Source organism: Stutzerimonas sp. FeSN7, from assembly GCF_030263795.1.
Classification (GTDB): domain Bacteria; phylum Pseudomonadota; class Gammaproteobacteria; order Pseudomonadales; family Pseudomonadaceae; genus Stutzerimonas; species Stutzerimonas stutzeri.
This window is the reverse complement of sequence record NZ_JARPMN010000001.1, coordinates 4,023,058-4,035,380: the sequence shown is the minus strand read 5'-3', so window position 1 is coordinate 4,035,380 and position 12,323 is coordinate 4,023,058. Positions and strand designations below refer to the sequence as shown.

General features: G+C 64.2%; 9 protein-coding genes. 4 read left to right on the top strand and 5 right to left on the bottom strand.

Going from position 1 to position 12,323, the window contains the following annotated elements; genetic code table 11:
* Window positions 1-31: 31 nt before the first annotated feature.
* Entirely contained in the window at window positions 32-1,534 is a 1,503-nt protein-coding gene (gene ppx / locus P5703_RS19285) for an exopolyphosphatase (protein ID WP_019405690.1), read from the bottom strand.
* Window positions 1,535-1,717: 183 nt separating this feature from the next.
* Between ppx and trxA the strand changes: the two genes are divergently transcribed.
* Window positions 1,718-2,044 carry a thioredoxin TrxA gene (gene trxA / locus P5703_RS19280; protein ID WP_013981643.1) on the top strand — a complete coding sequence of 109 codons (327 nt, stop codon included), beginning with the start codon at window positions 1,718-1,720 and terminating at the stop codon, window positions 2,042-2,044.
* A gap of 54 nt (window positions 2,045-2,098) precedes the next feature.
* Here the strand turns inward: trxA and P5703_RS19275 are convergent, their stop codons facing one another.
* Entirely contained in the window at window positions 2,099-3,301 is a 1,203-nt protein-coding gene (locus P5703_RS19275; RefSeq protein ID WP_003282047.1) for an ISL3 family transposase, read from the bottom strand.
* 289 nt (window positions 3,302-3,590) lie between these two features.
* Between P5703_RS19275 and rho the strand changes: the two genes are divergently transcribed.
* The 3 genes from rho to P5703_RS19260 all read left to right on the top strand — a co-directional run bounded on the left by rho (window position 3,591) and on the right by P5703_RS19260 (window position 7,484).
* A complete protein-coding gene (rho, locus tag P5703_RS19270) occupies window positions 3,591-4,850 on the top strand; it encodes a transcription termination factor Rho (RefSeq protein WP_011911776.1) in 1,260 nt (419 codons plus the stop codon).
* A 122-nt stretch (window positions 4,851-4,972) separates the two neighbouring features.
* Window positions 4,973-6,439, top strand: a complete 1,467-nt coding sequence (gene ubiD / locus P5703_RS19265) for a 4-hydroxy-3-polyprenylbenzoate decarboxylase (RefSeq protein WP_014595696.1) — start codon at window positions 4,973-4,975, stop codon at window positions 6,437-6,439.
* A 73-nt stretch (window positions 6,440-6,512) separates the two neighbouring features.
* Window positions 6,513-7,484 carry a CDP-6-deoxy-delta-3,4-glucoseen reductase gene (locus P5703_RS19260; RefSeq protein WP_014595697.1) on the top strand — a complete coding sequence of 324 codons (972 nt, stop codon included), beginning with the start codon at window positions 6,513-6,515 and terminating at the stop codon, window positions 7,482-7,484.
* A gap of 55 nt (window positions 7,485-7,539) precedes the next feature.
* On the opposite strand, the gene P5703_RS19255 is transcribed toward P5703_RS19260, so the two are convergent.
* The 3 genes from P5703_RS19255 to P5703_RS19245 all read right to left on the bottom strand — a co-directional run bounded on the left by P5703_RS19255 (window position 7,540) and on the right by P5703_RS19245 (window position 12,282).
* Window positions 7,540-8,205, bottom strand: a complete 666-nt coding sequence (locus P5703_RS19255) for an SPOR domain-containing protein (protein ID WP_045632883.1) — start codon at window positions 8,203-8,205, stop codon at window positions 7,540-7,542.
* On the bottom strand, window positions 8,206-9,945 hold the full coding sequence (argS, locus tag P5703_RS19250; protein ID WP_079328102.1) for an arginine--tRNA ligase: 1,740 nt from the start codon (window positions 9,943-9,945) through the stop codon (window positions 8,206-8,208).
* A gap of 114 nt (window positions 9,946-10,059) precedes the next feature.
* A complete protein-coding gene (locus P5703_RS19245; RefSeq protein WP_285589102.1) occupies window positions 10,060-12,282 on the bottom strand; it encodes a primosomal protein N' in 2,223 nt (740 codons plus the stop codon).
* Window positions 12,283-12,323 lie beyond the last annotated feature (41 nt).

The window sequence follows — 12,323 nt, the reverse complement described above, 5'->3', positions numbered from 1 at the left end:
GAATGAACAAGGGCCCCTGCGGGCCCTTGTTTCATTTCATGCGCAGGTCGTAGCCCACGCGCGCGAGCCAGGCGGCTTCGGCCTCGAAGTCGGCGCGGGTCAGCGGGTTGGCGTTCAGCCAGTCGGTCGGGAAGATCAGTTCCAGGCTGCGTTCGTCGGCCTTCAGTTGCACGTCAGAGACGGCATTGGCGCCGCGGATGTGGTGGAACAGGATCGCGAAGCGCAACAGGATGCACAGACGAACCAGGGCGTCGGCGTCGGCCCCGGTTTCACCGAACTTGTCCTGCGGAATATTGCGCCGGTGGCCGCGCACCAGCAGCGCCAGCATGAGCTGGTCCTGCCGCGAGAAGCCGGGCAGGTCGGAGTGCTCGATCAGATAGGCGCCGTGCTTGTGGTAGTGATAGTGGGCGATGTCCAGACCCACTTCATGCACGCGCGCGGCCCAGGCGAGCAGCTCGCGGTGCCAGTCCTGATCCAGGTTCCAGGCTTCGGCCACCTGGTCGAAGGCCTCCAGCGCCTTGGCTTCGACCCGTGCGGCCTGCTCCATGTCGACGTGATAACGCTCCATCAGGAAGCTCAGCGAGCGATCGCGAATGTCCTCGTCGTGATGGCGGCCCAGCAGGTCGTAGAGCACGCCTTCACGCAGCGCGCCTTCGGAGTGGGTCATGCTGCTGATCTCGAGGGCATCGAAGATCGCCTCCAGAATCGCCAGGCCCGCCGGGAATACTCCGCGGCGGTCCGGCTTGACGCCGTCGATATCGATCTTCTCCACGTCACCGAGCTTGAACAGCTTGCGCTTGAGCCAGCCGATACCTTCGGCGTTGACCTCACCGTTGCCGAAACCACCGCTCTTGATCGCCAGACCGACGGCGCGAATGGTGCCGGACGCGCCGATGGATTCCTGCCAGCCAAGCCGGCGCAGGCCGTGTTCGATACCCATCAATTCGACGCGTGCCGCCGTGTAGGCCTGGGCGTAGCGCGCCGGGGTGATCTTGCCGTCGCGGAAGAAGCGCTGGGTATAGCTCACGCAGCCCATCTGCAGGCTTTCACGCAGCTGCGACTCGAAGCCTTCGCCGATGATGAACTCGGTGCTGCCGCCGCCGATGTCGGCGACCAGGCGCCGGCCCTGACTGGCCGGAACGGTATGTGACACGCCGAGGTAGATCAGGCGCGCCTCTTCGCGGCCGGAAATGACTTCCACCTGATGGTTGATGATCTCTTCGGCGCGGCGAATGAAGGTGGCGCGGTTGCGCGCCTCGCGCAGGGCATTGGTACCGACGATGCGTACCGCGCCCTGGGGCAGGTGGTTGACCATCTGCGCGAAGCGCCGCAGGCAGTCCAGGCCACGCTGCATGGCGGCCTCGTCGAGCAGGCGGTTCTCGTCGATGCCGGCAGCCAGCTGCACCTTTTCGCCGAGTCGTTCGAGGATGCGCATTTCACCGTTGCTGGTGCGCGCGAGCACCATGTGAAAACTGTTCGAGCCCAGATCCAGGGCGGCGATCATGGGAAAGGATTCAGCGGTGTTCTGGCGCATTGGGCGGTCTCGATGCAAAACCCCGACATCCTGACACGATCGACCCCATCCGCCAACGCAGTCATCGCCGCAGCGGCCTGCTCCGGACGGGCGCTCGTCGGCCGCCGACCGGTCTGCAGCTTTCGGTCCGCACGCAGTAGGGCTATGATGGCGACCTTTCCGTTCCGACCCTGGAGAAAATCCATGAGCGACTACATCAACAATGTCAGCGACAGCAGCTTCGAGCAGGACGTCCTCCAGGCCGACGGTCCCGTGCTGGTCGACTACTGGGCTGAGTGGTGTGGCCCCTGCAAGATGATCGCGCCGGTACTCGACGAGATCGCCAAGGACTATGAGGGCCGTCTGAAGGTCTGCAAGCTGAACATCGACGAGAACCAGGAAACCCCGCCGAAGTACGGCGTGCGCGGTATCCCGACCCTGATGCTGTTCAAGAACGGCAACGTCGAAGCGACCAAGGTCGGTGCGCTGTCCAAATCGCAGCTGGCCGCCTTCCTCGACAGCAACATCTGAGTACGACGAAGATCGCCTCCAAAGCCCTCGCAGATGCGGGGGCTTTTTTAAGGTTCATCGCGCTTTCCCGGGGAAGGCGGCCTTGATTTTCAGGAAGAAGTACTCCGAGTCCCGGAATCCATAGGCCATGCGCTTGATTACCTTGATGCGGTTGTTAACACCCTCAAGGACGCTGGTATGCATGTGGAAGTGAGCACTGGCAAGGATGCCTCGCGCGTATTTGCGCAGGTTGCGAGCGAAGCGTTGCAGCGGCGCGAGGTCGCTCTCGCGAGCATGTCGCAGCCAGGTTCGCCAGCGTCGCCAACCCTCTCGTACGCTGGGGGCGTACCAAACATCCTTCAGCGCATCCTTGAGCACATAGACCGTAGCCAACGGCTGGTTGGCAGCAAGCAGCTCCTGTAACTGCACGGCCTGTCCGTCCTTCAGGTTGTCGCGGTTGCGCAGCAGCAGCCAACGACTCTGCTTGACCGCCTTTCGTGCCGGCTTGTCTTCGCGCAGAAGGTTGGCCTGGTCGACCCGGATTCGGTCGATCACATCCCGACCGTAGCGCGCGACGACGTGAAACAGGTCGTACACCACTTCGGCCTGCGGGCAATGCTTCTTCACCTCCAGGTCGAAAGCCGTGTTCATGTCCATGGCCACCGCCTCAATCTGCTGGCAGTGCTCGCCGAGCAATTCAAAGAACGGGCGGATCGCCTCACGGCTGTTGCCGTGGCCGACCCACAGCACCCGTGTTCGCTCGGCGTCCATGATGACCGTGGCATAGCGATGCCCCTTGTGCAGGGCGAACTCGTCCATCACCAGGCGGCGGACACCGCTTGAATAGAAGGTGCCTACCTCGGCTTGCAGGCGGCGCTTGTCGAGCGTCTTGAGGGTGTGCCAGTGCAGGCCGGTGAGCTGGCTGACGTGGCTGATCGGCAGCAGCCGCAGCAAGCTTTCGAGCCAGACCTGTAACCGCCGGGTCAGGCGAGATGCAGGCTCCAGCCAGTCGATCCGCTCGGTCACCCGACCACAGTTCAGGCAATCGACTCGGCGCACGGGTAGTTGAAGCAAGACGCGCTGATCGAACAGATCACGATCGCGCACCAGACGAATTCGGCGCTCGTGAATCAACGGACTGAGCTGACCACAACGCCCGCACTTGGGCACTGAACCGGCTTGAGGCTCGAGCTCAATCAGAAGGGAGTTGTTGGCGGATGAACGGCAGGCAACGGCGTCATAGCCTGGCCAGAACGAGGCAAGATCAATAGGATGCACGGCGACAGCAGGGACAGGTGAAGGGTGTGTTTGGCGACTGCCAATTTACCTGCTTCCCTGACTGTCAACTCGCTCTTCCCCCAGAGTCCGCGAAGAACCTTTTTTAATCTGCAGGGTGGACGCTTCGCCTGCACGGTGCTAAATTCGGCCACGCGACGCTTTCTTCCGTCGCCCTCTGCATGCCGTCGCCGACGCACTTCAGCCTCATAAAGCACAACGAACCTCGTTCGTCTCCTGCTGCGCGGCTTCTCAAGCTAATCGCTTTCTACATCCTTCCTGATCTCTTTCTATGAATCTGACTGAACTCAAGCAAAAGCCCATCACCGAACTGCTGGAAATGGCCGAACAGATGGGCATCGACAACATGGCCCGTTCGCGCAAGCAGGACGTGATTTTCTCCCTGCTGAAAAAGCACGCGAAAAGCGGCGAGGAAATCTCCGGTGACGGCGTGCTGGAGATTCTCCAGGACGGTTTCGGCTTCCTGCGCTCCGCGGATTCTTCCTATCTGGCCGGCCCGGACGACATCTATGTGTCGCCCAGCCAGATCCGTCGCTTCAACCTGCGTACCGGCGACACCATCGTCGGCAAGATCCGCCCGCCGAAGGAAGGCGAGCGCTACTTCGCCCTGCTCAAGGTCGACTCGATCAACTACGATCGGCCGGAAAACGCGAAGAACAAGATTCTCTTCGAGAACCTGACCCCGCTGTTCCCCAACGAGCGCCTGAAGATGGAGGCCGGCAACGGCTCCACCGAAGACCTCACCGGTCGCGTGATCGACCTCTGCGCACCGATCGGCAAGGGTCAGCGCGGCCTGATCGTCGCGCCGCCGAAGGCGGGCAAGACGATCATGCTGCAGAACATCGCCAGCAACATCACCCGCAACAACCCCGAGTGCCACCTGATCGTCCTGCTGATCGACGAGCGCCCGGAAGAAGTGACCGAGATGCAGCGCACCGTGCGCGGCGAAGTGGTGGCCTCCACCTTTGACGAGCCGCCGACCCGCCACGTGCAGGTCGCCGAGATGGTGATCGAGAAGGCCAAGCGCCTGGTCGAGCACAAGAAGGATGTGGTCATCCTGCTCGACTCCATCACTCGCCTGGCGCGTGCCTACAACACCGTGATCCCGAGCTCCGGCAAGGTACTCACCGGTGGTGTCGACGCCCACGCGCTGGAGAAGCCCAAGCGTTTCTTCGGCGCCGCGCGCAACATCGAGGAGGGCGGCTCGCTGACCATCCTCGCCACCGCGCTGGTGGAAACCGGCTCGAAGATGGACGAGGTGATCTACGAGGAATTCAAGGGCACCGGTAACCTGGAGCTGCAACTGGACCGCCGCATCGCTGAAAAGCGTGTGTTCCCGGCCATCAACATCAACCGCTCCGGCACCCGCCGCGAGGAGTTGCTGACCGCCGAGGACGAGCTGCAGCGCATCTGGATCCTGCGCAAGCTGCTGCATCCGATGGACGAGATCGCCGCCATCGAGTTCCTGCTCGACAAGCTCAAGGACACCAAGACCAACGACGAATTCTTCATGTCCATGAAGCGCAAGTAAGCGATTCGTTGTTGCCAACAAGGCCGGGGAAACCCGGCCTTTGTCTGTCTGCAGGTTTTGGAAAACCCGGCGCTGGCGCTAAACTCTGCGCCCCGACCTGCCGGCCCATGCGAGGCTCAAGCATGCAGTATCGCGATCTGCGCGACTTTATCAGCGGCCTGGAAAAACGCGGTGAGCTCAAGCGCGTCAAGGCTGCTGTGTCTCCCGTCCTGGAAATGACCGAAATCTGTGACCGCACCTTGCGCAGGCAAGGCCCGGCACTGCTCTTCGAAAATCCGACCGGCTTCGACATGCCGGTGCTCGGCAATCTGTTCGGCACGCCGGGGCGGGTGGCGCTGGGCATGGGCGCTGAGGATGTCTCCGAGCTGCGCGAGATCGGCAAACTGCTGGCCTTTCTCAAGGAGCCGGAGCCGCCGAAGGGGCTGAAGGACGCCTGGAGCAAGCTGCCGATCTACAAGAAGGTCATCAGCATGGCGCCCAAGGTGCTCAAGGATGCGCCCTGTCAGGAAGTGATCGTCGAGGGCGACGACGTCGACCTGACGAAGATTCCGGTGCAGCACTGCTGGCCGGGGGACGCCGCGCCGCTGATCACCTGGGGCCTGACCATCACCAAGGGGCCGAACAAGGAACGGCAGAACCTCGGCATCTACCGTCAGCAGGTGATCGGCCGTAACAAGGTCATCATGCGCTGGCTGAGCCACCGCGGCGGAGCGCTAGATTTCCGCGAATGGTGCGAGAAGTACCCTGATCGACCCTACCCGGTAGCGGTGGCGCTGGGTGCCGATCCGGCAACCATTCTCGGCGCGGTCACGCCGGTGCCCGATACGCTCTCCGAGTACGCCTTCGCCGGCCTGCTGCGCGGCTCGCGTACCGAGCTGGTCAAGGCCATCGGCTCCGAACTGCAGGTGCCGGCCTATGCCGAGATCGTCCTCGAAGGGCATATCCATCCCGGCGAGATGGCCGATGAGGGGCCCTACGGCGATCACACCGGCTACTACAACGAGGTGGACCGCTTCCCCGTGTTCACCGTCGAGCGCATCACCCACCGCAAGAATCCGATCTACCACAGCACCTATACCGGGCGTCCGCCGGATGAGCCGGCGATTCTCGGTGTGGCGCTGAACGAGGTGTTCGTGCCGATCCTGCAGAAGCAGTTCCCGGAGATCGTCGACTTCTATCTGCCGCCGGAAGGCTGCTCCTACCGCATGGCGGTGGTGACGATGAAGAAGCAGTATCCCGGCCACGCCAAGCGGGTGATGCTCGGCGTGTGGAGCTTTCTGCGGCAGTTCATGTACACCAAGTTCGTCATTGTCACCGATGACGACATCAATGCCCGCGACTGGAACGACGTGATCTGGGCCATCACCACGCGCATGGACCCCAAGCGCGACACGGTGATGATCGACAACACGCCGATCGACTACCTGGATTTCGCTTCACCGATCTCCGGGCTGGGCTCGAAGATGGGCCTGGATGCGACACACAAGTGGCCGGGCGAGACCAGCCGTGAGTGGGGGCGGGCCATCGTCCAGGATCCGGCAGTAAAGCGGCGGGTCGATGAACTCTGGTCGCAGCTGGGTATCGACTGACATAACCGAAGAGGCGGGCCCGAGCCCGTCCGAAGCCTTGGCGGGTTATCCCGTTCACAGAAAAGACGTGCAGATGAAAGTGACCTTGCAGCCCTCCGGCGCCGTGCTCGATGTACGCCCCGGCGAACGCCTCCTCGATGCAGCCAAGCGGCTGGGCTACGAATGCCCGCAGAGCTGCCGCAACGGCAATTGTCATATCTGCGCCTCGCTGCTGGTCGAGGGCAGCATGCGGCAGGCCGGCGAGGTGCGGGATCATGGCGAGCTGCTGGCCTGCCTGGCCGAGCCGCTGGAAGACTGTGTGTTGCTCTGGGATGGCGTGCTGGCACCCGGCAAGCTGCCTGTGCGCGAGCTGAGCTGTCAGATCAGCGGCTACGAGGATGTGGGTGGCGACGTGGTGCGCCTGCGCTTGCGCCTGCCGGCCGGGCGTCAGCCGCGCTACCACGCCGGACAGTACCTGTTGCTGCAGCGCGAGGACGGCGAATGGTCGGCCTTCTCCCTGGCGTCGGCGCCGGGCAGTGGCCGCGAGCTGGAACTGCACGTGCTGGCTCGCGAGGAGTCGGCCGTCGAACTGCTGGCCTTCCTGCGTCGCCAGGGCTTCGCCCGAATCCAGATGCCCTTCGGCGACACGCACCTGGCCGAGCTGCCGGAGGGGCCGCTGGTGCTGATCGCCGCCGGTACCGGCATGGCGCAGATGCACAGCCTGATCGAGTACTGCCGGGCTGCCGGTTTCCCGCATCCGGTGCATCTGTACTGGGGTGTGCGGCGGCCGGAGGATTTCTACCGATTGCCGCATTGGGAAGAGTGGCAGGGCATGAGCAATCTGCACCTGCACCGTGTGGTCAGCGACGTCTGCGGCTGGGAAGGGCGCTGCGGCATGCTGCACGAGGCGATTCGCGAGGATTTCAGTGACCTCAAGCCGCTGCATATTTATGCCAGTGGCTCGCCGTCGATGGTGTACGGCACGCTGGATGCGCTGGTGGCCGCGGGGATGGACCCGCATCAGATGCGTGCCGATGTCTTCGCTTATGCGCCTCGGGAAAGCTGAGCGGAGCCTTCCCGCTAACTTAGAAAAACGCCGGGGCATGCCCGGCGTTTTATTGTCAGCGCGCTTGCCGTTGCTGCAGCAGTAGATTCTTGTAGCCGCTGGCGGCCAGCGTCTTCTGCGCAGCGTTTAGCTGCTCGCGGCTGCCGAACGGGCCGACCAGCACCCGGTACCAGGGCTCGTCACGTACCTTGACGCTTTCCACCCGCACATCCTGGCCAAGCAGGATGATCTGTGCGCGTACCCGGTCGGCCTCCGCCTGTTGGCGGAACGAGCCGGCCTGCAGGAAGAATTGCGTCACCGGCGCCTTGGCCACGGTCGGTGGCGGCGGTGGCACCTGACCATTGAGTGCGGCCTGGGCGCGAGCCTCGTCGATCTTCGCCGCTTCTTCCGGTGTGACCGGCGCGCTCGGCGGCTCGGGCTGCTTGGCCTCCGGCGGCAGGATCACTTCGGACTCGGGCAGCAGGGTGTAGAAATCATACTTCGGCTTGGGTGGCTGCTCAGTGGCTGGCGTGCGCTTGGGCTGTTCCTTCACGGCGGTCTTGGGTGCTTCCTTGGCGCGTTTGACCTCTTCACCGCCCGGTTCGAGGCTCATCAGGAACATGATGAATCCGCCGATGACCAGGCCGCAGACCAGCCAGACCCAGCCAGGCACGGGCTGCTTGGCCGGCGCCTGGTAACGGCTGGCGCCCCGCTTGGGTGCGGCTTTCTTCCTTGCTGCCACTTACATGCGCTCCAGTGGTTCCAGGCCGAGGAGTTCCAGGCCCTGCTTGAGGGTACGGCCGGTCAAGGCAGCCAGGCGCAGGCGGCTCTGCTTTTGCGCATCCTGTTCGGCACTGAGAATCGGACAGTGCTCGTAGAAGCTGGAGAACAGCCCGGCCAGGTCGTAGAGGTAAGCGCATAGTAGATGCGGTTCGCCTTTCTCGCCGACGCTGTTGAGCACCTCGCCGAACTGGGCGAGTTTGGCGGCCAGGGCGAGTTCCTGCTCGGCGTCGAGCTGGATCTGTCCGCTGATCTCGTCGATACCCTTGCCCAGCTTGCGGAACACACTGGCCACGCGGGTGTAGGCATAGAGCAGGTAAGGTGCAGTGTTGCCTTCGAAGCTCAGCATCAGTTCGAAGTTGAAGCGGTAATCGCTGGTGCGATGCTTGGATAGGTCGGCGTACTTGACCGCGCTGATGCCCACCGCACGGGCGATCTGACGCAGCTCGGCCTCGTCGAGTTCGGGGTTCTTGCCCTTGACCAGGGCGTAGGCGCGCTGCTCGGCTTCGTCGAGCAGGTCGATCAGCTTGACCGTGCCACCATCGCGGGTCTTGAACGGGCGACCGTCGGCGCCGTTCATGGTGCCGAAGCCCATGTGCTCCAGCTGCATGCCTTCATGGACGAAGCCTGCGCGGCGGGCCACTTCGAAGGCCATCTGGAAATGCAGGGCCTGGCGCTGATCGACGAAATACAACACGCGATCGGCGTGCAGTTGCTGGCTGCGATAGCGCATGGCGGCCAGGTCGGTGGTGGCGTAGAGATAGCCGCCACCGGCCTTCTGCACGATCACCGGCAGCGGGTTGCCTTCGGCGTTCTTGAATTCATCGAGGAAGACGCACTGGGCGCCATTGTCCTCGGTCAGCAGGCCTTTCTCGCGCAGGGCCTCGACGATGTCCGCCAGATCGGCGTTGTAGGCACTTTCGCCCTTGACGTCAGCCGGGGTCAGCTTGACGTTGAGGCGGTCATAGATCTTCTGGCAATGCGACAGCGAGATATCGTTGAAGCGCGTCCAGAGGCTCAGGCACTGGGCATCGCCCGCCTGCAGCTTGACCACCAGCTCACGGGCGCGATCGGCGAACTCGGGCGACTCGTCGAAGCGTTGCTTGGCGGCGCGGTAGAACTGCTCGAGGTCGGCCAGCTCGCTTTCCGCGGCGGCCGGCTTCTCCTCGAGGTAGGCCAGCAGCATGCCGAACTGGGTGCCCCAGTCGCCGACGTGATTCTGCCGGATCACCTCGTCGCCGAGGAACTCCAGCACCCGGCCAACCGCATCGCCGATGATGGTGGAGCGCAAATGCCCGACATGCATCTCCTTGGCCAGGTTCGGCGAGGACAGGTCGATCACCACACGCTGCTTGGCGCTCGCCTTGTGCACCGCAAGTTGCGCATCGGCCAGCGCGGTTTCGAGGCGCTGGGCCAGGGCGTCGCTGTTCTGGAAGAAGTTGAGAAAGCCCGGGCCGGCGATCTCGACCTTGCTGATCTGCGCGTCCTGGGGCAATGCGGCGATGAGCTTCTCGGCCAGCTCCCGCGGCTTCATGCCGGCCGGCTTGGCCAGCATCATGGCGATGTTGCTGGCGAAGTCGCCGTGACTCTTGTCCTTGGTGTTTTCCACCTGGATCGCGGGCGTCAGTCCCTCCGGCAGCACGCCCTCGCTGGTCAGGCGGACAAGGGCTTGCTGGATCAGGTGGCGAATGCTGTCTTTCATGGTCGGCTCGGTCCGCAGGAAGTGCGCGAAAACCCGGCATTATCGGGGCGTGATGGGTGCGGCTTCAAGCCGTGTGGTTCGCGCTGCCGGAAAGTCATGGTTCGGACGGCATGATCAGAACAGATCGATCGGGTCGACATCCAGGCTCCAGCGCACGGCGCGTCCGCCGGGCAGCTGCTCGAGCAGCGGCACCCAGGCATCCATCAGACGATGCAGGGCTGCGCGGGCGTTGCCCTGCAGCAGCAACTGCGCCCGGTAGCGCCCGGCGCGACGCTCCATCGGCGCCGGCACCGGACCGAGCAGCTCGATGCCGCTGAGCTGCAGCTGCCCAAGCGTCTGCTCCGCCAGCGTGCAGGCTTCGTCGAGAAAGGCCTCGGCCTGGCCGGGCTTCTGCGCTTCGGCGCGCAGCAATGCCAGGTGGCTGAAGGGCGGCAGGCCGGCCGCGCGCCGTTCGGACAGCGCCTGCTCGGCGAAGGCGAAATAGCCTTGGTCGGTCAGCTGCACCAGCAGCGGGTGATCGGCCAGGTGCGTCTGAATGATCACCTTGCCTGGCTCCTCCGCGCGTCCGGCGCGCCCGGCGACCTGCACGATCAGCTGGGCCATGCGTTCGCTGGCGCGGAAGTCGGCGGAAAACAGCCCGCCGTCGGCATCGAGAATCGCCACGAGGGTCACCCGGGGGAAATGGTGACCCTTGGCGAGCATCTGGGTGCCGACCAGCAGGCAGGGGTCGCCACGGTTGATGGTGGTGAACATCTTTTCCATCGCGCCCTTGCGCGCCGTGCTGTCGCGGTCGATGCGCAGCACCGGGTAATCGGGGAACAGGACGCCAAGCCGCTCTTCTGCGCGCTCGGTCCCGGCGCCGACCGGGCGCAGGTCTACCTTGCCGCAATCGGGGCAGTTGCGCGGCGGGCGCTCGACGTGCCCGCAGTGGTGGCAGCGCAGTTCGTTGTGCCGCTGGTGCAGGGTCATGCGCGCATCGCAACGTTGGCATTGGCTGAGCCAGCCGCAGTCGTGGCAGAGCAGGGTTGGGGCGAAGCCGCGGCGGTTGAGATAGACCAGTACCTGCTGCCCGGCAGCGAGCGTCTGGCCGATGGCCTGTTGCAGCGGGCCGGATATGCCGGCGTCCAGGGGTCGACTTTTCACATCCAGCCGCAGGAAACGCGGCTGCTGGGCATTGCCGGCGCGCTGGCTCAGCTTAAGTAGTGCATAGCGTCCGCTGTGGGCGTTGTGCAGGCTTTCCAGAGAGGGCGTCGCCGAGCCGAGCACGATCGGCAGGTTTTCCTGGCGAGCACGGACCATGGCCAGGTCGCGAGCGTGATAGCGCAGGCCTTCCTGCTGTTTATAGGAAGCGTCATGTTCCTCGTCGATGATGATCAGGCCGGGACTCTTCATCGGCGTGAACAGGGCTGAGCGGGTGCCGATGATGATGTCCGCTTCGCCATCGCGGGCCGCGAGCCAGGCATCGAGCCGCTCGCGGTCGTTGATGTTGGAGTGCAGCAGCGCGATCCGGGCATTGAAACGCTGCTCGAAGCGGGCCAGTGTCTGCGGGCCCAGGTTGATTTCCGGAATCAGCACCAGGGCCTGCTTGCCGGCCGCGAGCACTCGATGGATCAGCTGCAGATAGACCTCGGTCTTGCCGCTGCCGGTGACGCCGGCCAGCAGGAAGGCCTGAAAGCCACCAAGGCCGGCGCTGATCGCCTCGAACGCCGCGCGCTGCTGCGCATTCAGCGTCAGCTCGGCCTGCAGCAGCCAGCTGCCGCTGTGCTGTCGCGGCGGGCTGCAGCGACGCGATTCGACTCGCACCAGGCCTTTTTCCAGCAGCAGATCGAGGCTGTCCTTGTTCAGCTGCAGTTTGCCCAACAGGGCGTGGGGCAGGCCGTGGGCATGCTGCGCGATGATCTTCAGGGTTTCGCGCTGACGCGGAGCGCGCGCCAGTCGGGGATCGTCCGGGTTGGCGCCTTCCGCCAGGCGCCAGTAGCGCTCCAGACGGGCTTCGGCCGGTTCACCCTGGCGCAGCAGGACCGGCAGTGCCCAGCTCAGGGTGTCGCCCAGACTGTGCTGGTAGTACTGGGCGGTCCACAGACAGAGCTTGAACAGGGAGGGCGGCAGCGGCGGCGTGCTGTCCAGCAGCTCGATGGCCGGTCTGAGCTTTTCCAGCGGCACTTCGCTCTGATCGCTCAGCTCTACCAGCACACCGATGACCTCGCGCCGGCCGAACGGCACGCGCAGGCGCATGCCCGGCTGCAATGAGCCGGCAGTTGCGCCGTGCGGTGGCAGGTAGTCGAACAGGCGGCGCAGCGGCGAAGGCAGCGCCAGACGGAGGATGCAGGAAGGCACGCGGTGATCCTTGATATTGAGCGACGATGGTAAACGATCGC

Coding starts and splice junctions, on each gene's coding strand:
- argS (WP_079328102.1), bottom strand. CDS start 9,945: ATGAAAGACAGCATTCGCCACCTGATCCAGCAAGCCCTTGTCCGCCTG.
- ubiD (WP_014595696.1), top strand. CDS start 4,973: ATGCAGTATCGCGATCTGCGCGACTTTATCAGCGGCCTGGAAAAACGC.
- ppx (WP_019405690.1), bottom strand. CDS start 1,534: ATGCGCCAGAACACCGCTGAATCCTTTCCCATGATCGCCGCCCTGGAT.
- rho (WP_011911776.1), top strand. CDS start 3,591: ATGAATCTGACTGAACTCAAGCAAAAGCCCATCACCGAACTGCTGGAA.
- trxA (WP_013981643.1), top strand. CDS start 1,718: ATGAGCGACTACATCAACAATGTCAGCGACAGCAGCTTCGAGCAGGAC.
- P5703_RS19260 (WP_014595697.1), top strand. CDS start 6,513: ATGAAAGTGACCTTGCAGCCCTCCGGCGCCGTGCTCGATGTACGCCCC.